20 protein-coding genes and 1 CRISPR repeat array are annotated in these 26,412 nt (G+C 32.2%); of the genes, 11 read left to right on the forward strand and 9 right to left on the reverse strand.

Annotated features, from left to right (window positions below):
• The first annotated feature begins 63 nt into the window (after positions 1–63).
• From HNP99_RS09350 to hemN, 11 genes are all read left to right on the forward strand, one after another.
• Positions 64–1,257 carry an aspartate aminotransferase family protein gene (locus tag HNP99_RS09350; RefSeq protein WP_173853110.1) on the forward strand — a complete coding sequence of 398 codons (1,194 nt, stop codon included), beginning with the start codon at positions 64–66 and terminating at the stop codon, positions 1,255–1,257.
• 134 nt (positions 1,258–1,391) lie between these two features.
• On the forward strand, positions 1,392–2,789 hold the full coding sequence (locus HNP99_RS09355) for a tetratricopeptide repeat protein (RefSeq protein WP_173853111.1): 1,398 nt from the start codon (positions 1,392–1,394) through the stop codon (positions 2,787–2,789).
• On the forward strand, positions 2,789–3,541 hold the full coding sequence (locus tag HNP99_RS09360) for a shikimate dehydrogenase family protein (protein ID WP_173853112.1): 753 nt from the start codon (positions 2,789–2,791) through the stop codon (positions 3,539–3,541). Before HNP99_RS09355 ends, HNP99_RS09360 begins: the two co-directional genes overlap by 1 nt.
• A 355-nt stretch (positions 3,542–3,896) precedes the next feature.
• The gene (gene cas9 / locus HNP99_RS09365) at positions 3,897–8,486 is read left to right on the forward strand and encodes a type II CRISPR RNA-guided endonuclease Cas9 (protein ID WP_173853113.1); all 4,590 of its coding nucleotides are present in this window, start codon (positions 3,897–3,899) and stop codon (positions 8,484–8,486) included.
• Between the two features lie 347 nt (positions 8,487–8,833).
• Entirely contained in the window at positions 8,834–9,265 is a 432-nt protein-coding gene (gene tnpA / locus HNP99_RS09370) for an IS200/IS605 family transposase (protein WP_173853114.1), read from the forward strand.
• A 231-nt stretch (positions 9,266–9,496) separates the two neighbouring features.
• Complete coding sequence (cas1, locus tag HNP99_RS09375) at positions 9,497–10,393, forward strand: type II CRISPR-associated endonuclease Cas1 (RefSeq protein WP_173853115.1); 897 nt, start codon at positions 9,497–9,499, stop codon at positions 10,391–10,393.
• A 34-nt stretch (positions 10,394–10,427) separates the two neighbouring features.
• On the forward strand, positions 10,428–10,775 hold the full coding sequence (gene cas2 / locus HNP99_RS09380) for a CRISPR-associated endonuclease Cas2 (protein WP_173853116.1): 348 nt from the start codon (positions 10,428–10,430) through the stop codon (positions 10,773–10,775).
• A gap of 115 nt (positions 10,776–10,890) precedes the next feature.
• A CRISPR array of direct repeats spans positions 10,891–12,152; the repeat unit is 47 nt; unit sequence GGTTGGGAATTATAAGTAAAAATACAATTTTGAAAGCAATTCACAAC.
• 296 nt (positions 12,153–12,448) lie between these two features.
• On the forward strand, positions 12,449–14,413 hold the full coding sequence (locus tag HNP99_RS09385; protein ID WP_173853117.1) for a DUF349 domain-containing protein: 1,965 nt from the start codon (positions 12,449–12,451) through the stop codon (positions 14,411–14,413).
• A 128-nt stretch (positions 14,414–14,541) separates the two neighbouring features.
• Positions 14,542–14,889 carry a hypothetical protein gene (locus HNP99_RS09390; RefSeq protein WP_173853118.1) on the forward strand — a complete coding sequence of 116 codons (348 nt, stop codon included), beginning with the start codon at positions 14,542–14,544 and terminating at the stop codon, positions 14,887–14,889.
• A gap of 95 nt (positions 14,890–14,984) precedes the next feature.
• A complete protein-coding gene (locus HNP99_RS09395) occupies positions 14,985–15,461 on the forward strand; it encodes a hypothetical protein (protein WP_173853119.1) in 477 nt (158 codons plus the stop codon).
• A gap of 137 nt (positions 15,462–15,598) precedes the next feature.
• Positions 15,599–16,963, forward strand: a complete 1,365-nt coding sequence (gene hemN / locus HNP99_RS09400) for an oxygen-independent coproporphyrinogen III oxidase (RefSeq protein WP_173853120.1) — start codon at positions 15,599–15,601, stop codon at positions 16,961–16,963.
• Between the two features lie 281 nt (positions 16,964–17,244).
• Here the strand turns inward: hemN and HNP99_RS09405 are convergent, their stop codons facing one another.
• The 9 genes from HNP99_RS09405 to HNP99_RS09445 all read right to left on the reverse strand — a co-directional run bounded on the left by HNP99_RS09405 (position 17,245) and on the right by HNP99_RS09445 (position 26,408).
• Positions 17,245–17,478, reverse strand: a complete 234-nt coding sequence (locus HNP99_RS09405) for a YdcH family protein (protein WP_173853121.1) — start codon at positions 17,476–17,478, stop codon at positions 17,245–17,247.
• 42 nt (positions 17,479–17,520) lie between these two features.
• Positions 17,521–18,222, reverse strand: coding sequence for a sulfite exporter TauE/SafE family protein (locus HNP99_RS09410; RefSeq protein ID WP_173853122.1), 702 nt, complete (start codon positions 18,220–18,222; stop codon positions 17,521–17,523).
• Positions 18,223–18,311: 89 nt separating this feature from the next.
• Positions 18,312–18,812, reverse strand: a complete 501-nt coding sequence (locus HNP99_RS09415; protein WP_173853123.1) for a FixH family protein — start codon at positions 18,810–18,812, stop codon at positions 18,312–18,314.
• A 45-nt stretch (positions 18,813–18,857) separates the two neighbouring features.
• On the reverse strand, positions 18,858–20,276 hold the full coding sequence (gene ccoG / locus HNP99_RS09420; protein ID WP_173853124.1) for a cytochrome c oxidase accessory protein CcoG: 1,419 nt from the start codon (positions 20,274–20,276) through the stop codon (positions 18,858–18,860).
• Between the two features lie 70 nt (positions 20,277–20,346).
• The gene (locus HNP99_RS09425) at positions 20,347–21,249 is read right to left on the reverse strand and encodes a cbb3-type cytochrome c oxidase N-terminal domain-containing protein (protein ID WP_173853125.1); all 903 of its coding nucleotides are present in this window, start codon (positions 21,247–21,249) and stop codon (positions 20,347–20,349) included.
• 24 nt (positions 21,250–21,273) lie between these two features.
• A complete protein-coding gene (locus tag HNP99_RS09430; RefSeq protein WP_173853126.1) occupies positions 21,274–21,444 on the reverse strand; it encodes a CcoQ/FixQ family Cbb3-type cytochrome c oxidase assembly chaperone in 171 nt (56 codons plus the stop codon).
• A 102-nt stretch (positions 21,445–21,546) separates the two neighbouring features.
• The gene (ccoN, locus tag HNP99_RS09435) at positions 21,547–23,736 is read right to left on the reverse strand and encodes a cytochrome-c oxidase, cbb3-type subunit I (protein WP_173853127.1); all 2,190 of its coding nucleotides are present in this window, start codon (positions 23,734–23,736) and stop codon (positions 21,547–21,549) included.
• 2 nt (positions 23,737–23,738) lie between these two features.
• Complete coding sequence (gene ccoS, locus HNP99_RS09440; protein ID WP_173853128.1) at positions 23,739–23,930, reverse strand: cbb3-type cytochrome oxidase assembly protein CcoS; 192 nt, start codon at positions 23,928–23,930, stop codon at positions 23,739–23,741.
• A gap of 87 nt (positions 23,931–24,017) precedes the next feature.
• Positions 24,018–26,408 (reverse strand): heavy metal translocating P-type ATPase, encoded by a 2,391-nt coding sequence (locus tag HNP99_RS09445; RefSeq protein WP_173853129.1) that lies wholly within the window; start codon positions 26,406–26,408, stop codon positions 24,018–24,020.
• Positions 26,409–26,412 lie beyond the last annotated feature (4 nt).

Consider the following 26,412-nt stretch of genomic DNA (forward strand, 5'->3'; position numbering starts at 1 on the left):
TTAATTGTAATTTCTGATTTACAGTAAAAAGAACTATTTTTAATATACAAAAGATACCATAGATTGAACGAAGATTTTATAAAATACCAAGCACAAACATCACCATATCCATTAGGAATGGAAGTTTCATACGCTAAAGGCTCCTATATTTATGACACTAATGACAAAAAATATTTAGATTTTGTTGCAGGTGTTTCAGCTTGTACTTTAGGGCATCAACCCGCAAGAGTCAACCAAGCCATAAAGGATCAATTAGATAAATATTCACACGTGATGGTTTATGGAGAGTATTCTCAAAGCCCAGCGGTTGCCTATTGTAAATTAATGGCCTCACTCCTACCGGCTCCACTTGACAAAACGTACTTAGTAAATTCAGGTACTGAAGCAATTGAAGGCGCTCTAAAATTAGCTCGAAGAGTAACTGGTCGCAGTGAATTAATTTCTTGTCACAATGCGTATCACGGGAACACCATGGGTTCTTTGAGCGTTATGGGGTTTGAAGAACGCAAACAAGTTTTTCGTCCGCTTATTCCTGACGTAGCATTTATTACCTTTAATAATGAGGCTGATTTAGATAAAATAACGACTAAAACAGCTGGGGTTTTATTAGAAACCATTCAAGGAGGTGCTGGTTTTATTCAGCCCGAAAATGATTTTCTAAAAAAAGTAAGAGCCCGTTGTAACGAAGTAGGTGCCATTATGATTCTTGATGAAATCCAACCTGGTTTTGGTAGAACAGGAAAATTATTTGGATTTCAAAACTACGATGTTGTTCCAGATATAGTGGTTATGGGAAAAGGAATGGGAGGCGGTATGCCCGTAGGTGCTTTTACAGCTTCATCAGCAATGATGGATTTATTGAGTGATAACCCAAAACTGGGTCACATAACAACCTTTGGTGGTCATCCTGTCATTGCGTCAGCTTGTTTAGCTACTTTGCAAGAAATAACTGAGACCGATTTAATGCAGCAGACGTTAGAGAAGGAAAAATTGTACCGATCACTTTTGGTACATCCTTTGATAAAGGAAGTGAGAGGAAAAGGGTTAATGCTTGCCGTTATGACCGAAAGTGCAGCAATAACAAATGAAGTGATTTTAAAATGTCAAGACAAAGGACTTATCTTATTCTGGTTACTATTTGAGGGATGCGCAATAAGAATCACACCACCATTAACAATTTCTAACGACGAAATTAAGGAAGGATGTGCCATAATGAAGGAAGTTATGGATGAAGTTCTACTATCAGCTACCCTTTAAATACAATAATTACTAGTAGCGATTAAACAATACTGTGTATTGTTAATTAAATTGTTCACAACAATTCTAATTTTTCTTCACATCAATAGTAATGATACCTAATTTTAAATAGGTCAAATTCAAAAAAACAAAGCATGCAATTAAGCAACGAAGAAGAAGACTATAACTTATCATTATCCAAATTTGAGTCTATGTTGAAAACCAACAAAGTACTCTTTTTTGACTCAGAAGAATTTGAAGAAATCATTCTTCATTATCTCGATATGGGTAAGGCGGCTTTAGCCAAAAAAGCATTAAAATTAGGACTAGATCAACACCCAAAATCAACTGGTTTAAAACTAGTTCAGGTAGAGATGCTCGTATTTGACGATAAATTAGACATCGCCGAAAAATTACTCAATGAACTGTATGCAATTGAGCCCAATAACGAAGAGATATACATACAAAAAGCCAATATTTATTCTAAAAGAGACCAACATGAAAAAGCGGTTGAGTTCTTAAAAATAGCCCTTACTTATACTGATGATTATGCTGATGTCTATAACTTAATTGGTATGGAATATCTTTTTATGGACAATCTAGAGCTTGCAAAAGAGAGTTTCATAAAATGTCTAGAGGAAGATCTTGAAGATCAATCGGCTTTGTATAATGTGGTGTATTGTTTTGAATTTTTAGATCAAAATCTAGAGGCGATAACGTATTTAAATAAATACATTGATAAAAATCCCTACAGCGAAATTGCTTGGCATCAAGTAGGACGCTTGTATTATGATCTAAAAGATTATGAAAATGCCATTCGCGCATTTGATTATGCTACTTTAATTGATGATGAGTTTTTAGGCGCCTTTATGGAAAAAGCCAAAGCCTATGAACGTCTAAAAAGATACGAAGAAGCAATTGAAAGTTACAATAGAACCATCGCGCTTGATGACGCTACCTCTTATGCGCTGTTGCGAATAGGGAAATGTCACGAACGTTTAGGAAATACTGTTTTAGCATTAAAATATTATAATGAAACGGTACACGAAGACCCCCTTTTAGACAAAGGTTGGATTGCGATAACTGATTTTTACTTGCGTCAAAAGAATTACCAAAAAGCCTTATTTTTTGTCAATAAAGCATTAGCAATCGACAATCAAAATCGTTTGTACTGGAAGCGCTATGCTACAATCAACAAGGAAATGAATTTCTTTGAGGAAGCTGAATTTGGTTTTAGAAAAGCAGTTGAGTTTGGAGATACTGCATTAGACACTTGGTTATTTTGGGTTGATATTTTGCAGTTTTTGGGCGAGTTTGATAGTGCAATACAAACGTTATTGCAAGCGTCAGAATATTTTCCTGAAGAAAACGAAATTGAATACCGTTTGGCTGGATTGTATTTTATGACCCAAGAAAACACCAAGGCTAAATTTCATTTAAGCAATGGGTTGCGTCTAAAATTTGATAACTATGTATTGATTGAAGACTTATTTCCTGTAGTATGGACAAAAAAAATCGTTCGCAATTATATTGATAAATACAAAAAAGAATAATGGCTGTAACTAATAAAAAACGCTTTGGTTTACTAGGAAAAAATATTAGTTATTCTTTTTCAAAAGGATATTTCACTGCTAAATTTGAAAAAGATGCCGCTATCAATTATAGTTACGAGAATTTTGACTTAGACGAAATTAGTGAATTTGAGGATTTAATAAAAAACAATCACGAAGAATTAGCTGGTATCAATGTTACGATTCCGTATAAAGAAGCAGTGATGCCTTATTTAGATAAATTATCAAAAAAAGCAAAATTAATAGGTGCTGTAAATACCATTAAGTTTACTGCAAAAGGCAAATTAAAAGGATACAATACTGATTATTATGGTTTTAAAAAAGCAATAAAACCATTATTAAAATCACACCATAAAAGAGCATTGATTTTAGGTACTGGTGGTGCATCAAAGGGCGTTTGTTTTGCTCTTGATGAGCTAGGAATAACCTATACTTTTGTGTCTAGGATAAAAAACGAAAACACTATCTCCTATGAAGATCTTGATAAAGATACATTTGAGAGTCATACAATAGTAATTAATGCCACACCAGTAGGCACAAGCCCTGACATAGCTGCTTTTCCATTAATTCCGTATGAGTTTTTCACCCCTCAGCACATTGCATTTGACCTAATATATAATCCCCCAATTACGCAGTTTTTAAGTAAGGCTTCCGCCAAAGGGGCACAAACTAAAAATGGTTATGATATGCTTGTCTACCAAGCAGAAAAATCATGGGAAATATGGAATAAATAAATAATTGAAAAATATAGAAAAAGCTTTCAGTCTTGAATTAGATTGAAAGCTTTTTTTATGCTCAATAATAATTATACTAAAAGCGTCCCTACGATTTTTTAATACTGTAGTCTATTCTCTATTTTTTTATGAGTTTAATATCAAAACTTAAGTTTAAACCAAAAAAAAAGCGACCCTTGTGAGGCCGCTTTGAATGTTTTCACAACGGAATAATCCTTATTGTGAATTGCTTCAAAATTGTAAGACAATATTACGATAAAATTTTTAATATCCAATTACGGTTTCCCGTAAGGTTCTTAATTTTCTTATATTTATATTTAGCAATTGATAAGAATAATAAGAAAATCATCATACAATGAAGAAAATATTAGGATTGGATTTGGGGACTAATAGTATTGGCTGGGCGTTAACAACCAATGACTTTGATACTAAAACTGGAAGTATCGAAGGTTTAGGAAGTCGTATAATCCCTATGACTCAAGATGTATTAGGGAAGTTTGATAGTGGTGTTTCTTTATCCCAAACTGCTGAAAGAACAAAATACAGAGGAACAAGAAGATTAGTACAGCGCTTTTTATTAAGACGTGAACGATTGCATAGAGTCCTAAATATTTTAAAATTTTTACCTGAACATTATTCAGAAGCAATTGATTTTGAAAAAAAGTTTGGACAATTCAAACCCGAAAGGGAAGAAAAGTTCTCTTTTTATAAAATTGAAAACGGTAAAAATCAATTTATTTTCAAAGAAAGTCATCAAGAGATGCTGGCTGAGTTTAAAACTTTATTTCCAGCTATAAAAAACATCCCTTATGATTGGACAATTTATTATTTGAGAAAAAAAGCATTGACTACAAAAATTTCTAAAGAAGAACTGGCTTGGATTCTGCTTAATTTTAATCAAAAAAGAGGCTATTATCAATTGCGTGGAGAGGAACAGGAAGAAAATAAAAATAAAAAAGAAGAATTTCATACGCTATTGGTATCAGATGTTATTGAAAGAGATAAAGGAAAAACTGGAACTTGGTACAATGTTATTCTAGAAAATGGATGGATTTACAAAAGAGAAAGTAAGATTTCTTTATCTGATTGGATTGGAAAGTCAAAAAGTTTTATTGTCACAACGGAGTACAATGACGATGGAACAGTAAAATTAACTAAAGATAATGAAGAAAAAAGAAGTTTTAGATCGCCAAAAGATGATGATTGGGCCTTAGTAAAAATAAGAACTGAACAAACGATTAATCAAAGCGGAAAATCTGTTGGAACATACATTTACGAAGCATTATTAAAAAATCCGAATCAAAAAATAAAAGGCGAATTAGTACGTACTATAGAAAGAAAATTTTACAAAGACGAACTTAGAGAAATTCTAAAAAAGCAACTAGAATTTCATTCTGAAATTTTGAAGGATAAAAAACTATATAAAAACTGTATCGACGAATTATACAAAAATAATGAGTCTCATATAAATAGTATCAAAGACCGAGGTTTTGATTACTTATTTTTAGATGATATTATTTTTTTTCAAAGACCACTTAAAAGTAAAACATCCTTAATAAGTGATTGTAGTTTAGAATTTCGCCCAATAAAAGATAAAAATGGTGTTTTGGTAAAAGATACTAACGGAAAACAAATTGTAAAAGCACTCAAATGCATTGCAAGGTCAAATCCTATTTTCCAAGAATTTAGATTGTTACAATTTGCCAAAAATCTAAAAATATATAAAAGAGGTGTTCTAGATGATATTGAGGTTACCAATGATTACCTAAAATCAGAAGAAGATGTTGAAGAACTTTTGAATTGGTTGAATGATAAAGCAGAGATTAGTCAAAAACAGTTTTTAGCAAATTTCAAATTAAAAGAAGACAAATACAGATGGAATTTTGTTGAAGACAAAAGTTATCCATGCAATGAAACCAGAAACCAATTTTTGAATGCTATTGCAAAAATTGACGTAGACAAATCTTTTTTCAATACCAAGAATACCCAAGATTTGTGGCATATTTTATATTCGGTTACAGATAAAATTGAAATTACAAAAGCAATAAGCACTTTTGCCAAAAAACATAATTTGCCCAATGAATTCATTATAAACTTTTCTAAAATAAAACCGTACAAAAAAGAATATGGCTCTTTTTCAGAAAAAACCATAAAGAAATTATTGCCTTTAATGCGTTGTGGTAGTTACTGGGATACAAAAAATATTGATACTAAGACTCTTGATAGAATAGATAAAATTCAAACAGGCGAATTTGATGAAAAGATTAGAAATCGCGTACGTGATAAAGCAATAGGCTTGCATAAAATTGAAGATTTTAAAGGCCTGCCCTTATGGTTAGCCTCTTATATTGTTTATGACAAACATAGCGAAGCCAGCGATGTTTCTAAATGGAAAACTCCTGCGGATATAGAAAAATTTTTAAAGTATGAATTCAAACAACATTCTTTAAGAAACCCAATTGTAGAGCAAGTAATAACAGAAACTTTGAGAGTAGTTAAAGATATTTGGCAACATTTTGGAGAAGGGAAAGAAAATTTCTTTAATGAAATTCATATTGAATTAGGGCGCGAAATGAAAAATAGTGCTGCTGATAGAAAAAGAATTACAGATAATATCAGTAAAAACGAGAATACAAACTTAAGAATAAAAGCTGTTTTGACCGAATTGAAAAACGATGGCGTTGATGATGTACGTCCCTATTCACCAAGTCAACAAGAGATTTTAAAAATTTATGAAGAAGGAGTTTATAACAGTGAAAATCGTAAAGAAAAATTAGAGGAAGTTGATAAAATCAGAAAAAATTCAAAACCAACTACTTCTGAAATAAACAAGTATAAATTGTGGTTAGAACAAGGTTATGCATCCCCATATACTGGAAAACTCATTCCGTTGAGTAAATTATTCACAACCAAATATCAAATAGAACATATAATCCCACAATCCAGATTATTTGACGATTCGTTATCAAATAAAGTAATTTGTGAATCAGAAGTTAATGAGCTGAAAAGTAATATGACGGCTTTAGAATTTATAAATAATAATGAAAATAGAATAGTGACACTAACTGGTGGCGAAACCGTTAGAATTTTTACAAAAGAAGCTTACAAACAGCATATCATTAGTTATTATTCTAAAAATAAAAACAAACAAAAAAGATTGCTAACCGAAGAAATTCCAGACCAATTTATATCAAGACAACTAAACGATACCAAATACATTAGCAAAATAGTAAAAAATCTATTGAGCAAAATTGTTCGTGAAGATGATGAACAAGAAGTAACCTCAAAACATGTTGTTTCGCTAAACGGAAGTATAACCTCAAGAATGAAACAAGATTGGGGGCTAAATGATGTTTGGAACAATATAGTAAGTCCTCGTTTTGAACGTTTAAATGCGATTACAAATTCGAATGATTTTGGACAATTTGAATTGAAAAAAGATGCTTATGGTAATGAAGGTAAAAGGGTTTTTCAAACCACAGTACCAGATGCCATTGCAAAAGGGTTTACCAAAAAAAGAATTGACCATAGGCATCATGCTTTGGATGCATTGGTAATTGCTTGTGTGACAAAAGACCACATCAATTATTTAAATTCGATAAATTCACAAAGAACAAATTATTCTTTGGTCACTAAATTGAGAAGAACGGAGGAAATCCAAATTAATGGAAAAACTCAAAAATTTGCAAAAGAATTTCATAAACCTTGGAAGAACTTTACAACAGATGCCGAAGACAAATTAAATACAACCATCACAAGCTTTAAGCAAAATACTAGAGTTATCAATAAAACGGTAAACAAGTATGTGAGTTATAAAGATGAAAACGGCAATTTGAATGTTGACGCAAACGGATTAGCGCAAAAGAAAGTTATTACGCAAACCAAAGGAGACAATTGGGCAATTAGAAAATCAATGCATGCCGAAACGGTAAGTGGAAAAGTATTTTTGAAACGAATTAAACAAAGTCATATCACCATAGCAAATGCTATTGAACAGGTTGACTTAATTGTTGATAAAGAGGTTAAAAAGCAACTAAAGGCTAAAATTGAATTATATCCAAACAATATAGTTGGCTTGAAAAAACATCTAAAAGCATTTCTTGTAACAATCAACGGTAAAACCACTGATAAAATTCAAATTTATGAAACGCTAGAAGCAACTGCCACAAGAAAAACACTCGACATTACTTTTGACGAAAAAAGAATTGAAAAAATAACAGATACTGGCATTCAAAAAATTCTATTGAATCATCTTAAACAACTAAAATATCAAAACACATTTGATGAAAACGGTAAAAAGGTAGCTCCACATGAAATAGCTTTTTCTGAAAATGGTCTAGAAGATTTGAATAAAAATATTACTTTTTTAAACGATGGTAAAAACCATCAACCCATTAAAAGAGTGAGGATTTTTGAAGAAAGTAATAAGTTCCCTTTAGGTGAAACAGGAAATAAAATAAATAAATTTGTTGAAACTGCTAAAGGTACAAATTTGTTTTTTGCAATTTATAAAGACGAACTAGGTAAAAGAATTTATAGAACTATTCCTTTTAATGTTGTAATTCAAAACCTTAAAGATGGATTATCGCCAGTTCCTGATAAATATTTAGATGATAAAACTAAAATAGAATATAAATTAAATCAATTTCTGTCTCCGAATGACTTGGTGTATTTACCATCAAATGAAGAGTTAGAAAATTCAAATTATATAAATTTGAATAACTTAAGTAAAGAACAAGTGCTTAGATGTTATAATGTTAATGATTTTTCAGGCTATACTATTTATTTTACTCCAAATCATTTTGCCAAAAATATAGCTCCAAAAGAGCTAGATACAAGTTTTGATTCTAAACTCTCTAAATCGTTTGAAGGAACAACTATTAAAGAAAATTTTTGGAAATTAGAGATTGACAGATTAGGGGAAATTAGAAATATCATTAGATAATATATTGATTCAATAGGATTGGGTTTTAACCCAATCTAAAATAGACAAACACAAGGAAGAGGCTTTAGCCAAAATAATTCGGCTAAAGCCAATACCTATAATAATTAACATTTTACCTCCAGCTAAAGCTGGAGGCAATTGATTGACAATGAATGTCGATTTTTATTAATTCAATAGGATTGGGTTTTAACCCATTCGGCACAATAAAAACAAATAGTGAGGGCTTTAGCCAAAAAGAGTACAACAATAATTATTGATCCATCACATTCAATAGGATTGGGGGAGCTTTGGATAAAATTAATCTAATACTCTTGATAAATAAGCATATTCACTAAATACAAATAATTATGTCCTACATCAAAACCTATATTCATTTTGTTTGGAGTACAAAAAACAGATTTCCCTTTCTGGATAGTAAAGAATTGCGGCAGAAAGTATGGCTTCATATTAAAGAAAACGCCAAAGAGAAAGGAATCTTTGTTGATTTTGTAAATGGATATACAGATCATTGTCATTGCTTGGTTTCTTTGGGAGCCGATCAAACCATTCAAAAAACAATGCAGCTAATAAAAGGCGAGTCTTCTTTTTGGATAAATAAAAACAATTTGTGTAAAGGTCAATTTCAATGGCAAGATGAATATTTTGCTGTGTCCGTTTCAGAATCTATGATTGACAGAGTGCGCAACTATATTAAAAACCAAGAACAACATCACGCCAAATACACATTCCAAGAAGAATATGAGGAGTTTATTGTTAAATATAATTTACCAAAAGAATAGATTTTGGCTAAAGCCAATTTATAAATATCAATTTGTTTTCCTCCAGCTAAAGCGGGAGGCAACTCAATAGCTGGAGATAGTCTAATCCTAAAGTCATTTAAAAATGATGACAATATAAATTTTCAATAATAATGGGTTTCAACCCATTCAACAATAAAACATTCCAAATTGGCTTTAGCCAAAAGATATTGTAAGTCATTAGAATAGGATTATTAATTTAAAACCAAAAAAATGATCAAACGAACGCTTTTCTTTGGCAACCCAGCCTATCTGAGTACCAAAAACGAACAAATAGTGATCTCTTATCCTGATAAAGAACAAGAGACTAAAACAGTTGCGATTGAAGATATTGGTGTCATTGTATTAGAAAATCAACAAATAACAATCACCAATGGCTTACTTGAAAAATTGACTAACAATAATGTAGCACTAATTAATTGTGACCAGTACCATTTACCTATAGGGTTATTAATGCCACTGAATGGTCATACAGAGCAAAGCGAACGATTTAAAAACCAAATTAACGCTTCTGCCCCACTTAAAAAAAATTTATGGCAACAAACCATTAGCGCCAAAATTAGAAACCAAGCAGGTTTATTGAAAGAAAAAGGAATTCCGTGTCGTAAAATGGAAATTTGGGCAACAGAAGTGAGTTCGGGTGATGCGCTTAACCATGAATCAAGGGCAGCCGTATTCTATTGGCAGAATCTTATTAAGGTTGAAAATTTCACACGTGGTCAAAAGGGTGTGGCGCCAAATAATTTGCTCAACTATGGATATGCTATTCTAAGAGCCATAACCGCCCGCGCCATTGTAAGCTCAGGAATGTTGCCTACACTGGGGATTTTTCATCGCAATAAATACAATGCTTACTGTCTCGCTGACGACATTATGGAACCGTATCGACCCTATGTTGATTTAATAGTATGTCACATTATGGAAACTCAAGATTGTTATGACGAATTGACTACCGAAATCAAGAAACAATTATTGAGTATTGCTACAATTGATGTACTTATAGATGGTAAAAATAGTCCCTTAATGGTTGCCATGAGTCGCACTACGCACTCCTTACAAGAATGTTTTGAGGGAACAGCACGTAAAATATTATATCCTGTCTATAGTTAACCCATTTTAACTTTAAGAATTAGACCTATAAAACATGCATGAAGAACATTATACAAGATTAAATCAATATAGAAGTTTGTGGATATTAGTTTTTTTTGACCTACCTACAGAAACGCGAAAAGAGCGTAAAATTGCCAGTGGATTTCGCAAGAAATTATTGGACGATGGCTTTTCTATGTTTCAATTTTCCATCTATATGCGTTTTTGTGCTAGTAGAGAAAATGCCGAAGTACATACAAAGCGAATTAGAAACAGTTTACCCGAACACGGCAAAATTGGCATAATGCAAATTACCGACAAACAATTTGGGATGATGGAGCTTTTTTATGGAAAAAAAGCGGTAGAACCAGATAAACCTTCGCAACAATTGGAGCTTTTTTAAAAATTAGGATTCTAAAAACCAACAACTGATTGACATTCAATACTAATTAACAATCAATTTTTACTTTCTAAACAAATCGATAACTCACAACATATCAAACGATTGAATCGCGGTATGTTGGGAATTATAAGTAAAAATACAATTTTGAAAGCAATTCACAACCCTGATGGATTAACTGCACAAAGAACATTTGTTGGGAATTATAAGTAAAAATACAATTTTGAAAGCAATTCACAACCCATGGTTTAATTATAATCTGTTGAGTAATGTTGGGAATTATAAGTAAAAATACAATTTTGAAAGCAATTCACAACCCTGATATACTAATCAATGGTTCATACGGGTTGGGAATTATAAGTAAAAATACAATTTTGAAAGCAATTCACAACGCATGATGGCGTGAATATCTACAATAAAGGGTTGGGAATTATAAGTAAAAATACAATTTTGAAAGCAATTCACAACAAATTTCCTGAACATTATCCCAAGTCATTGGTTGGGAATTATAAGTAAAAATACAATTTTGAAAGCAATTCACAACAAAGCACATGGTTGTTTACATCTGGAATAAGTTGGGAATTATAAGTAAAAATACAATTTTGAAAGCAATTCACAACCTGTTTACCCTATTTCCCGCACTACACTGCGTTGGGAATTATAAGTAAAAATACAATTTTGAAAGCAATTCACAACCACCCACTACATAATAAGTCCCATCTTTGTGTTGGGAATTATAAGTAAAAATACAATTTTGAAAGCAATTCACAACAGTAGATGTTTTACCCATATATCTTCGTAGGTTGGGAATTATAAGTAAAAATACAATTTTGAAAGCAATTCACAACACCTGGATAACGAAAAAGCGCGCACAATCGGTTGGGAATTATAAGTAAAAATACAATTTTGAAAGCAATTCACAACTGTAAGAAGACCCGTCTACTGCGAGTACTGGTTGGGAATTATAAGTAAAAATACAATTTTGAAAGCAATTCACAACCTTAACTGCCATGAATAAATGGCTTGAACGGTTGGGAATTATAAGTAAAAATACAATTTTGAAAGCAATTCACAACGAACTTCGAGAGCTGATTTAAAATCATTAGGTTGGGAATTATAAGTAAAAATACAATTTTGAAAGCAATTCACAACAGTTTCCGAGCCTGATTTATATGAAGAACGGTTGGGAATTATAAGTAAAAATACAATTTTGAAAGCAATTCACAACAATTCAGCTAATGCAATAAAATTATCTTGGGTTGGGAATTATAAGTAAAAATACAATTTTGAAAGCAATTCACAACATTATACCTCTTTCTCCATTTCACGAACGGGTTGGGAATTATAAGTAAAAATACAATTTTGAAAGCAATTCACAACGACAACTATACTAAAACCTAAAATTAAAAAATTTCATCATTTTATTTTATGTTTCCTTATATCAAATTACTACAATAGTTCATGATTAACTCTAAATTCTTTAGCCCCGATAGTAACGGCATCCTTTTATGGCTTTTTTTTAAAGCTATAAAAGATATAGTGTATAGCGGGAAATAGCTCCAAAAAAAAGAAATTATTAACATAAAACCACTCTAAATTAACGATTTGTTTTGTTATTCAGTACTGCTTTACTATCTTTCGAGTTCAATTTATTAGCAACCTTACACATTGAACCAATGTTAGAAGAAAAGAATGATAACCTGCAAAATGCAGATGGAAAATTAGCCGTTGCGTCTCAAGAATTAAACGAGACCGTATCAGAAAATCAAGAAACTCCTGTTACTCCTACTGAAGAGCCAGTTACAGCGAAACCGCAAGAGAATGACAATCAAAAAGCCCTAAATTCTATCGATGACTCTAATGCTGAGGAAAGCGAAGATGAAACTTTAAAGGAACGTCACGAAATACCTATGCAAGACTACGACACTTTGTCTATGGAAGAACTTGTTGATGCGTTAAAAACTATTGTGGAAACTGACAAAGTAATGTCTGTAAAGGAGCATGTTGATGAGATTAAGAAATCTTTTTTAGCAAAATACAACCACTTTATTGAAGAGAAAAAAGAAGAGTTTCAAGCAGAAAACCCTGATAGTACGGAAGATTTTCAATATCATTTGCCTCTAAAAGCGCATTTTGACGAATATTACACCTTATATAAAGATAAAAAAAATGTACATTTCAAGAGTTTACAAACAAACTTGAAAACAAATCTAGAGACTAGATTGGCCATTGTTGAAGAATTAAAAGAGTTGATTAATCCGCAGGAAAATATCAAAGACACCTTAAAACATTTTAATGAATTAAGAGACCGATGGAAAAATGCAGGCTCTATTCCTAAAGATAAATACAACCACGTTTGGAATAACTACCACTTTCACGTTGAGAATTTCTATGACTATTTACACCTTGATAGAGAGGCTAGAGACTTAGATTTTAAACATAATTTAGAGCAAAAACAAAAAATTATTTTGCGTGTTGATGAATTGCTTCAAGAGGAAGATGTAAATAAAGCTTTTAGAGAGTTACAAGATTTACACCGCATGTGGAAAGAGGATATAGGTCCTGTTTCTAAAGAACACCGTGAGGAGATCTGGAATTTATTTAGTGATCTTACTAAAAAAATGCACGATAAAAGAGAGCTTTTATTCGAAAAATTAAGAGGTGTTGAAGCTGAAAATTTAGAGAATAAAAATGCAATTATAGCTGGTATTGAAGATTTGGCTACCATTAAAGTAAACTCTCATTCACAGTGGTTAGTACAAATTGAAAAAGTTGAAGCTTTAAGAACAGCCTTTTTTGCCGCTGGAAAAGTACCATCAGAAATAAATGAAGCTACATGGAGTAAATTTAAAACTGCTGTAAGAGACTTTAATTCTTTTAAAAACTCCTTTTACAAAGAAATTAAAAAAGATCAAAACGATAACCTCAATAAAAAGAATGCGCTTGTAGCAAAAGCCCAAGAACTTCAAGACAGCACCGACTTTGAAACGACTACGGCTGTAATGAAACGCATACAGGACGACTGGAAAAAAATAGGTCATGTACCTAGAAAATATTCTGATAAGGTTTGGGCCGAATTTAAAGCAGCTTGCAACCATTATTTTGATCGTTTGAAAGAACAAAAAAACGAAAGTGACGCTGAGGAAATTGCTGCCTTTGAGAATAAAAAAGCTTACTTAGAATCTTTAAGAGCATTTGAACTAACCGGTGATCATAAAACAGATTTAGATGCGATTAAACTGCACATCGAAAGCTGGAAAAAACTAGGTAGAGTTCCTCATGCAAGAAGACACATTGAAGGGAAATTTAACAAAATATTAGACGCCCTTTTTGACAAGTTAAGCTTGAGCAAAAAAGATACTGATATGATGCGTTTTGCCAATCGTATTGATCAATTAGCTGAAGATAATGATACTCGAAAACTTGAAAATGAAAAGATTTTCTTGATGAGAAAAATTGATGAAGTTCAAAATGAAATTTTCCAGTTAGAGAATAATATTCAGTTTTTTACAAATACTAAAAATGCAAAAAAAGAAAATTCTATTGTATTAGAAGTTCGTAAAAACATTGCTATCCACAGAGAAAGTCTTGATACTTGGAAAGAAAAACTAAAACAAATTAGAAATTTGAACCAAGAATAACTTCTGATTTTCTTAAATTACAAACCTCATTCTAGTACTAGTTTGAGGTTTTTTTATGAAACAAAAACACAAGCTAATTTCATTTATAAAAATTAGGCTTACCACTTACAATTACATAAGTTTGCATTATGAATTGGATTAGGAAAACGATCAGTTTTATTGTACTTCTTGTCATTTTTTTAGTTGCTTTTTCAGCGACTGGAAATGCCATGCATACTAAGATTGAAAAGCAATCGAGTCCAAAATTCTCTCTAGAACATATTCAAAATAAGGCTTTCATACAGCCCCAACCAGTTTATACGGTTACTTTACAACTAGAAAAAGAAAGCAATCCAGTAATAAAATGGCAAAGTGCGTTTTTGACACTTAATACAAATGTGGCTAAACTTAGTTGCTTTAACTCTTATTTAAACCAAGATATTAATAGATGCGAAAAAGTATCTATATTACTCTTTCCGTTCCATTTTTTCTGGTGATTTAAATTCATTTATACTTACACAATACTATTTTATACAGCTTAATCAATTGCATTGAGCTGGTCTTGTTCTATAAACTAATTTAAAAATAAAAAATGGATACATCCGTAACAATTATAGGTCTTGTCATTACATTATTAATTGCAACTCCTCTTTTCTTTGTTTTTCGCTCTAATATGATAAGCAAAAATAAAATTAAAACCATAAAAGAAGCCTACAGTAAAAACAATACTTACAACTATGAGCTAACCGAAATACTCAACAATAAAGTGATGAATATTGACGAAAATAAAAAAGCGTTTCTATTTATGGACTTTAATTATAAGGAAGAATACACCGCATTTGTTGATCTCAATACTATTTCGTCATGCGATTTAGTAGTTACAACCAAAAATCCAAAAGAAACGATTGTAAAAATTGAGTTTGAATTTAAATATAAAAATACCGATATAAAAGAATTCATCCCAATCTACACCATTGAAAACGATCAAATAAATCAAATTCGTTTGTATGAAGAACACCAATTAGCAAAAAAATGGAAAGCAATTATTGACAACTGCATTTCTAAATAATAATCATTCACAACTTTAAAGAGGCTTTTTATAAGCCTCTTTTCTTTAAAAAAACTACTTCGTGTACCGTATGACATTTATCATTTTAATTTTCAAGCATTGCCATTACTTTTGAAGTATCGCTAAAAAACAATACGATGAAAAGTGCTTTAATTCAAAAATACAATGTTCCAGGTCCTAGATACACTAGTTATCCTACTGTTCCTTACTGGAATGAGAACGATTTTTTATATGAAAATTGGATTGATACTTTACAAAAATCATTCATTGAGAGTAACTCAAGTGAGGGAATTAGTTTGTACATACATCTCCCCTTTTGTGAAAGCTTGTGTACTTTTTGTGGTTGCAATAAACGCATTACAAAAAATCATACTTTAGAAAACCCTTATATTGATGCTGTATTAAAAGAATGGTCATTATATTGTGAAATTCTAGGCGAAAAACCATCGATCAAAGAAATTCATTTAGGCGGAGGAACACCCACTTTTTTTTCTCCACAAAACTTAGAACATCTAATTAATGGAATTTTCAGTACCGCTGTAAAAGCTAAAGATTATGAATTTAGTTTTGAAGGACATCCAAACAATACTACGCACGAACACTTGCGAAAATTATATGATCTAGGCTTTAGAAGAGTAAGTTTTGGCGTTCAAGATTACTCTCCAAAAGTTCAAAAAGCAATTCATAGAGAGCAACCGTTTCATAATGTAGCCAAAGTAAGTTTTTGGGCCAAAGAGATTGGTTATACCTCAATAGGCCATGATATCATTTTTGGTCTACCTTTTCAAAATATTGATGATGTTATTGACACTATCGAAAAAACCAAATCATTACAACCGGACCGTTTAGCATTTTATAGTTATGCTCATGTACCATGGATTAAAGGAAACGGTCAACGTGGCTTCAAGGATGAAGACATTCCAAAGGACAAAGAAAAACGACAATTATACCAGGTTGGAAAAGAATTATTACTAAAAAATGGGTATCACGAAATAGGAATGGATCATTTTGCACTTAAAACTGATAGTTTATACGATGCTTTTGAAACCAGAAAGTTACATCGTAATTTCATGGGATACAGTTCTTCTAAAACAAAATTAATGATTGGCTTAGGTGTATCTTCAATAAGTGACAGCTGGTATAGTTTTGCTCAAAACGAAAAGAGCTTAGAAGATTATTATAAACAATTAGAATTAAACAAACTGCCTATTTACAGAGGGCATTTATTAACTGCAGAAGATCTTATCATTCGTCAACACATTTTGAATTTAATGTGTCAGTTTGAAACTTCTTGGACAAACGAGAATGAATATTTTCAAGAAATCCCTGAAATATTAATTCAGTTACAAGAAATGGAAAAAGACGGTTTAGTACTACTGCATAAAGATAGCATTCAAGTTACCGAAGGAGGAAAACCTTATGTTCGTAATATATGTATGGCATTTGATTTACTGTTAAAAAGAAAAGCGCCTGAAACAGCCTTGTTTTCTATGACAATATAATGATTGATTAGTTATAACATTTTTGTCACATCCAGCCACTGTAAAAAATTATTATGGTTCTCGATTCCGCTCGAATTGACAAATTCCTGCTGGCTCGAACTGATTATTGAAGTGTGCTCGAACTAACAAATGGAGTATATTCGAACTGACAATTGGACTTCGTTAAAAAAACGAATGTTTAAAATTAGATTTCAAAACTAAAATAAAAAATTCGCAAATTAAGATTTTAATAAGATCTCAATTTGCGAATTTTAGTTTTCTATAGGTAATAAATTACGGTTCTATTCCTTAATTAACATAGCGTATAGCTCATCTTTCAAGAACAATAATTTCGCCTTTAATTCGTGTGCATGACCGTCAGTAACTACCTCAGTATCTGTATTTACACGATGTACTTCATGTTCCATTTCATTGTACTCATCAAATAATTTTTTAAAATGAGCATCATTGGTTTTTAATTCGTGTATTTTTTCCTGATATTGAGGAAACTCGTGTAATAAATCGTGTCTTTCCATTTTAATGTATTTATGAGTTAGTAATAAAATTATGGTTATTATTTAATGACAATTGGGTTCAGCTTGAACAAACAAACTCATATTAGAAGGGGAAACATAGGGAATCCCTAATCCTAAACCTCTTAAAATAAACAAACACCCTATAAAAACAGCAACGTACGGAATTGCTTTTTGAATTTTGTTTCGAATGCGCAATGTTATAAACGAATTTGCATATACCACGGCACTCATCATAGGCACTGTTCCTAATCCGAATAAGATCATATACAATACCCCTAAACTAGCGCTTTGCATCGCTATGGCACCAAATAAGGCTACATAAACCATTCCGCAGGGTAGAAAACCGTTGAGTAAACCAATCGTAAATAAGGACTTGTAACTTTTGTTTTTAAACTGACTTCCTAGATGTTGCTTAATTTTTGATATTAATCGAAAAACAGGTTTTGAGAAATTATATTTTGCAAATGACCTTTCCGGAATTATGACGATTAAAATCATTGCCACACCAATAAAGATGGACATCTTTTGTTGTAAACCAGCCATAAAAAAACCCTTTCCTACTAAACCAAAAACTAATCCTATCGTACCATAAGCAGTCAATCTGCCCAAATGGTACGTCATAATTTGAATCGTTTTTTTGGCCTTGTTATTACGATCTACAGGAAGCATCATAGCTATAGGACCACACATACCAATGCAGTGCAAACTACTAATCAATCCAAATATAAAAGCGGTGTATAACATTTTATTAATTGTGAATTCTACATTTCTCGTTTAGCAACACTATTTCACTAAGAAACTTTGAAACTCAGAGAATCAGAAACTTAAACAATCTAATTAATATAAATAGTCTCCTTAGTCAAGTATGCTTTTCCTTCATACTGCCATTCCATATTAATATCCCATCGACCGCCTACCAATTTTGATTTAGGTATGAGCAAAGTTGGCTTAGACAGAGAAATAGGAATTTCAAAATCTAAATTTTTCATAGACGGTCTATATAGGGATACTTTTCCTTTAATCTTTTCTGGTGCAAAAACAGTTGGGAATTCAATGGTAACCCCGTCCTTAGTTTTGGTAATTACTGGTTTTTGAGCTAAATCATGTGCATTTTGCACGCGAACCATTTCGTCACCAAATTTAGCATCGTGCTTGTAATATTCTTCAACAACTAATTCGTTGTCATATTTAGAATTCATCTGCACTTTAATGACAAAATACAATATGAATGCCATAAACAACCCCATAGCTATGACAATCCCTGCTCCCCAATTAATTTTAAACCCTTTTTTTTCTGAAGAAACTCCAGCAGGTTTACTTGTATTATCTTCCATTTTATTTGGATTTTTTAATTGAAATTATGAAATAGCATTTTATAATTAATCAAAACTACGCGGACTTAAAAAGCTCGTTGTACTTGTTTCAATTTTTTTATTGCCATCATAAACCTCAATTTTCAATTTAGTTTTGTCGCTTTCTAACAAATATTGGTTGATTTCTATAAACATCGTACCACTACTCATCCCTTGTTTCACCACTTTTAAATGTTGGTTACCCACAAGTTTTAGTGTTCCTTTTATTCCTACCAATTCAAAATGAATGTCTTTAAAGTCATTATTTGTTTTATTGATCACTTTGTAGGTGTAAATATTACTAATATTATCTCCCTTATGTTCAAATAATTGTCCTGGTAATCTTAAAATAACCGCTTCAACTTCTGTACGTAAAAACAATAATCCTGTCAAAATACCCACTAATATTAATAAAATAGCGGAGTATCCTTTCATTCTCGCAGTAAATTTGAAAGGCTCTTTTTTCTCAATTTCATCTTCAGAAGCATAGCGAATCAATCCTTTTGGTAAGCCTACACTTTCCATAATCACATCACATTCATCAATGCAAGCGGTACAGTTTACACATTCTAATTGCGTACCATTACGAATATCGATTCCTGTAGGACAAACATTTACACATTGTTTGCAATCGATGCAATCTCCTTTTCCAGTACTTGCTCTATCCTCTTGTTTATTGAATTTAGCTCTTCCTTCCTCTTTTTCTCCACGTACAAAATCGTAAGCAACATTTATCGATTTATTATCTAATAATACCCCTTGCAATCTTCCGTAAGGACAAGCTATAATACAAACTTGTTCTCTAAACCATACAAATATAAAATAGAAAACTCCAGTAAATATAGATAACGCTATTAAGGTACTTGTATGCGTTTCGGGACCATCTTCTATCATTTGAATTAGCTCATCACTGCCTACTAAATAGGCTAAAAACACATTTGCAATAGCAAAAGATATAATTAGAAAGATAAACCATTTGATCCCTTTCTTTCTAATTTTTTCGGCATTCCATTCTTGTTTTGACAACCTAATTTGCGCACCACGATCACCTTCGATCCAATATTCTATCCTTCTAAAAACTAATTCTAGAAAAATAGTCTGCGGACAAATCCACCCACAAAATATACGTCCAAAAATTACCGTAAACAAAATCACAAATACCACACCTACTATCATAAATAGTACAAAAATGTAGAAATCTTGCGGCCAAAAAGGAAAACCAAAAATATTAAAACGACGTTCTAATATATTAAACATCATAAATTGATTGCCATTTACCTTTATAAACGGATTGGCAACTAAGATGATTAGTAAGAAATAACTAACCCACTTACGGTAATCATAAAACTTCCCTGAAGGTTTTTTAGGAAAAATAAATTTTCTTTTACCTTCTTCGTCTATAGTTCCAATGGTATCTCTAAACGCTTCGTTTGGCAATTTTGACATTTTATATGGTATTTAAATGCTACCCTTTGAAGCCTTTTATTTGACATCAAAACATAGTAAATCAGTGCTGTTATTTTGCTGCAGGAGCTACTGCTGCTTCGTCTACCCATATTTCACCATCTGGTGCTTTTGGGTCTACAGGATTACTTCCTTTAAGAGAGATAACATAACTTGCTACCTTTTGCATTTCTTTAGGTTTCAAAGTTCCTTTCCAAGAAATCATTCCTTTACCATCACGACCTCCATTAACAAGAGTGTGAAAAATATTTTTAATTCCGCCACCTAAAATCCAGTGATCATCAGTTAAGTTTGGACCAATTTGACCACCTGCATCAGCTCTATGACAAGCAGCACAATTAGTAGTAAAAATTGTTTTTCCCTCAGCTAAATCAGCTGGTTCTGTTAGTAAAGTAACTGTTTTTTCATCCATTAAATCTGGAGCAGTCTTCATATACTCTGCTACATCAATTTTGGCTTGAGCCAATTCTTTCTTCAGTTCCATTTCTTGGTTGTCTCCACCCATCATCTCAAAATGAACAAAATACACGACCCCAAAAACGATACTAGCATAAAACAAATACACCCACCATGGTGGTAAATTATTATCTAATTCCTTGATACCATCATAATCATGATCTAATAAAATATCAAGTTCATTTTCAATAGGTTCCGTTTTAGTTAATTTTTGCATTAAATTTTTGAACCATTCGCTTTCTTTGTAGCTAACTGTACTTGCTACTGCTAATTGCTCTTTTTGCTCCTCGGTAAGCATTTGATACGTAATATTATCAATCGCTTTAATTGTTATTTCGATCGCTATTAAAAGAAACAGGAATACAAATAAGAATAAAGAAACCATAGGGTACCTTATAAATGCGGGCTGCGAACCTGAATCTATGAAATATTCCATTGCGCCAAACACGAAAAAGAAAATTACGGGTACTCTTACGTATGCTGGGATTAATTTTTTCATTTTAATTATTTTGAAATTATACTTTTATTTATCGTTCAATGGCATTTGACTCAACTCTTCTATCTTTTCCTTTTTATAAGAGAAAACCCAAATTCCTAATCCTACGAAAAAGAAAAAGAAAATCAATAATGACAGAATTGGATAAATCGCAACACCTGCGATGGTTTCCATGTTGTGTTTTATTTGTTCGAACATATTTTTATTTTTTAAGTTACTTAGATTCTGAGACTCTAAGGTTCTAAGGTTTTGCAGATAATTAGCGACTCACCACCTTAGAGTCTTAGAACGTTTAGTAAATTACTTTTTATCTTTTACTTTAATATCAGTACCTAACCTCTGAATGTATGCTATTAAAGCAACAATTTCTCTTTGGTGCATTGGTACAAATTCTTCTCCTTTTGCAGCTGCTTTTTTCTTGCTGTTTTCATAGCTTTTTACAAAGTCAGGATCAGCATGCAAATTATCTTCAATTTTTTGAGACTGAATTTTAATAGCATTTTTAGCATTTGCTACTTCAGCATCACTGTAAGGAACTCCAAGTGTTTGCATCACTTTCATTTTTCCTTCAATATCTGAAATATCTAACGGTTTATTATCAAATAACCATTTGTAACCTGGCATAATAGATCCCGGTGAAGTACTTTGTGGACTCCACATGTGGTTAAAGTGCCAGTTATCATTGTACTTACCACCTACTCTAAGTAAATCTGGTCCTGTACGTTTTGATCCCCATAAAAACGGGTGATCGTAAACAAACTCTCCTGCTTTAGATTGTGGCCCATAACGTTCCACCTCTGAACGGAATGGTCGTACTGATTGCGAGTGACACCCTACGCAACCTTCTCTAATATATAAATCACGACCTTCTAATTCTAAAGGAGTGTATGGTTTTACACTTGCAATTGTTGGTATATTAGATTTCACCATAATTGTAGGTACAATTTGGATCACACCACCAATTAAAATAGCGATAGTAGCTAAAATTGTTAATTGAATTGGTTTTCTTTCTAACCAAGGGTGGAATTTTTCACCTTTAATACGACTACTACTAATTTTTTGTAATTCAGGAGCTTCTGCTAATTCATCTTCAATTGTTTCATTAGCCATGATCGTTTTAGTGATGTTATAAACTAAAACAAGCATTCCTGTAAGGTATAAAACTCCTCCTATTGCACGCATCCAATACATTGGCATAATTTGCGTTACAGTTTCAAGAAAGTTACCATAAGTTAAGGTTCCATCAGGGTTAAATTGTTTCCACATAGAAGCTTGTAAGAAACCTGCAACGTACATTGGTAATGTATACAATATAATTCCAAGTGTTCCTATCCAGAAATGGAAGTTGGCTAATTTAGTAGAAAACAAAGGTCCTTTAGTCATTCTTGGAACCAACCAATAAATCATACCAAAAGCCATAAATCCGTTCCAAGCTAAAGCTCCTACGTGAACGTGAGCAATAATCCAGTCTGTAAAATGCGCAATAGCATTTACGTTTTTAAGTGATAACATAGGTCCTTCAAAAGTAGCCATACCGTAACCTGTAATCGCTACAACAAAGAATTTAAGTACTGGTTCCACACGTACTTTATCCCAAGCACCACGTAAAGTCAATAATCCATTAATCATACCTCCCCAAGATGGAGCAAGTAACATGATTGAGAAAGCAACTCCTAAGTTTTGAGCCCAGTTAGGCAAAGCAGAATATAATAAGTGGTGCGGTCCAGCCCAGATGTAAATAAAGATCAAAGACCAAAAATGCACAATAGACAATCTATAAGAGTATACTGGACGATTAGCTGCTTTAGGCACAAAGTAGTACATCAACCCTAAGAATGGCGTAGTTAAGAAAAATGCTACTGCATTATGACCGTACCACCATTGCACTAAGGCATCTTGAACTCCTGCATAAACAGAATAACTTTTCATTGAAAACAATGAAACAGGAATTTCTAAACTATTAAAAATATGTAAAACAGCAACGGTAACAAATGTTGCTAAATAAAACCAGATTGCTACATATAAATGACGCTCTCTTCTTTTTATCATGGTTCCAATCATATTGATACCCATCACTACCCAAATAAAAGTAATGGCAATATCTATAGGCCATTCTAATTCTGCATACTCCTTTGATGTAGAGTATCCTAAAGGCAAGGTAATGGCAGCGGCAACAATAATTAATTGCCATCCCCAAAAGTGAAGTTTACTTAAAAAATCACTGTACATTCTTGCTTTCAGCAATCGTTGCATAGAATAATACATTCCAGCAAAAAAAGCATTTCCTACAAAAGCAAAAATAACTGCATTAGTATGTAAAGGTCTTAATCTCCCGTAACTCAACCATGAAATTCCATCAGTTAAGTTAGGAAAAAGAAACATTGTAGCTAGCGTAAGCCCTACAAGCATTCCCACTACACCAAAAAGAATGGTAGCGTAAATGAAATTCTTTACAATTTTGTTGTCATAATAAAACTGCTGCATTTCCATAATTAAATTTGTTTTTCTTTTATTGTTTGTATTTCTTTTTTTGGTGTTTTCTTGATTTCATCATCGAATAGCATTCGTACTGACGGCGTATAATCATCGTCGTACTGACCACTTTTTACAGCAATTATGAACGCTACAAAAAAACCAATAGCAACACATATGCTGATTCCGATTAATAAATAAATGACACTCATACCTTAAAATTATGTTAACAAAATTACTTTATTGGTTCCTTATTAAATATGATATATATCATATTTACCTATTTTATGGTAAAATTATTAATGCTTTTTTCCTCTTAAATTTTTTGCATAATAATTACTCATAATCGTTACAAAACTTACAATCGTTATGGTGCTCAAAGGCATGATAATAGCGGCTATCAGCGGTTTTAAATTTGCTGTGACCGCAAATGTTAATCCTACCACATTGTATAATAATGATAAGGCAAAACTCATTTTAATAGTCAACATTGCTTTCTTAGACAACTTCAAGAAATAATCTAATTTTTCGAATTGTTTTGCTTCTAAAATAGCATCACAAGCCGGCGAAAAAACGTTGACATTCTCCGAAATTGAAATTCCAACATTACTTTGTGCCAAAGCACCCGCATCATTCAAACCATCACCCACCATCATCACATTTTTACCCTCTTCTTGTAGTTTTTTAATAAATTTCAGCTTTTGTTCTGGTTTTTGATTAAAAATAAGTGCTGTTCCTTTGGGTAATAATTCCTCCAGAATTTCTCGTTCTCCTTCGTTATCTCCAGATAATACTTTGATTTGGTAATCGCCTTTAAGATTTTTAAATAACAATTCTAAACCTTCTCTGTATTGATTATTGAAAATGTATTTCCCCAGATAAATGCCGTCAATTTTTACATGAACAGCTGTTTGTAGATTATTACTTTCAGCTTTATTTTCAACAAAAATACCCGAACCTATTTGCACCTCAACTCCATCAATTGTTGCCACAATTCCTTGCCCTGTGATCTCTTCAAAATGAGTGGTTTTTATTTTTGTGCTGTCTGGCAAATAATCATACAGCATTCTGCTCAATGGATGATTACTCGCTCGAAGTACATTTTTTAATTGTATTGTATTTTGGTTCGAAAGCGCCGCTCCTTCGTACACTATATTTGATTTCTTATTGGTTGTTATCGTTCCTGTTTTATCAAAAACAATCGTATCTACTGCGGCTAATTGCTCAATCACCAAGGCATTTTTAAGATAAAACTGCTGCTTACCAACTATTCTAAGTACATTTCCCATAGTGAACGGAGCAGTCAGCGCCAGCGCACAAGGACAAGCAACAATAAGCACTGCCGTGAAAACATTAAAAGCGGTATTAGTATCAATAAAAATCCAATAACCAAAAGCTAAAAATGCAATTGATAATAATGCGGGAGTAAAATACCTGCTAATAGTATCGGTTATGGTTTTGTGTTTGCGTTCTACATTTTTTTGAAAAACATCGTTGCTCCACAACTGCGTTAAGTAGCTTTGTGAAACCGAATGTAAGACTTCCATTTCAATGACTTTGCCCATTTGTTTTCCTCCAGCAAATACTTTATCGCCAGAGTTTTTAGTTATAGGGTCTGCTTCTCCAGTGACAAAACTATAGTCAATGGCGGTTTTATCACTAATTAGTATTCCGTCAACGGGAATTAGTTCTTGATTTCTAATTAATAATCGGTCACCTTTTTGAATATCATAAATAGGAACACTTTCTTCAGAAGCATCGCTATTGATTCTGGTGATTGCTATAGGGAAATAGGATTTAAAGTCTCTTTCGAAACTTAAAAAACTATAGGTTTTGATTTGGAACATTTTACCTAGAAGCATGAAAAAAATCAAACCCGTCAAGCTATCAAAAAAGCCTGATCCATAATCGAATAAAATATCGACTGCACTTCTAACAAACATGACGATAATTCCCAAGGCGATAGGAATATCAATATTTAGCATTCTTGATTTTATACTTTTGTAAGCCGAAACATAATAATCTGAAGCAGAATAGAAAAATGCAGGAAGTGATAATGCAAAGATTAATCCTCTAAAAAAAGGTTTGAAACTATCCAACCAAAACTCTTTTACCTCAAAATATTCCGGAAATGAAAGCAACATAATATTCCCAAAACAAAAGAATGCTACTCCTAACTTATAAGTTAAACTTCTATCGACATTGTTTTTTCCGGTCTCATAATTCTCCAAGCTGATGTATGGCTCATAGCCAATAGCACTTAGTAAATACACTATTTGTTTAAGAGAAACCACTTCGGGATTGTACGTGATTCTAACTTTCTTTTCAGGAAAATTAACCTGCGAAGTACTTATTCCTTGTTGAAGACGTTGTAAATTTTCCAGAATCCAAATACACGAACTACAATGTATGTGAGGAATACTAAGTGAAACCACAGCGGTTGCAGCTTCTTGAAAATCCAATAATTTTGCGACGATACTTTCATTTTCTAAGAAATCATATTTCCCATTAATATCTAATGGTGTTGCTCCTGGGGCATTTTCAAAATCATAATAGCACGTCATATCATTGACACTAAAAATCTCGTACACCGTTTTACAACCGTTGCAACAAAAATTTTTTTCGTCAAAAATAATTTCTTCTGATTTTATAATATCTAACCCACAATGGAAACAGTTTTGTGTGTCCATAACT

It is taken from the genome of Flavobacterium gelidicaeli, assembly GCF_013294005.1.
Classification (GTDB): domain Bacteria; phylum Bacteroidota; class Bacteroidia; order Flavobacteriales; family Flavobacteriaceae; genus Flavobacterium.